The following is a 240-nucleotide window of genomic DNA, read 5'->3' as shown; positions in this document are numbered from 1 at the left end:
GCTTGATTGCTTCCTTTTTTGTCATGCCTTGTGTACAGTAATGATCGACATGCTCTACAACACTGAGAGCAGCCCACCACAAAGCTTCCTCAGGGTCATCTTCCAAAGGCCCTGTGTACCCTTCTACTATCAAACAAAACTCGCCTCGCGCTTCACCCTCTTGCAGCCATCCGATCAGCTCGTCCAGCGTTCCACGGACAAACTCTTCGTAGCGCTTGGTAAGCTCTCTCGCCAAAACAG

General features: G+C 50.8%; 1 pseudogene. It reads right to left on the bottom strand.

From position 1 onward, the window contains the following. Positions 1 to 240 (bottom strand): annotated as a pseudogene (locus tag SB775_RS33295) (16S rRNA (cytidine(1402)-2'-O)-methyltransferase); the annotation flags it as partial.

Source organism: Peribacillus sp. SIMBA_075 (assembly GCF_046534585.1).
Note: the sequence above shows the minus strand (reverse complement) of the source record. Positions and strands in the feature narration are given on the sequence as shown.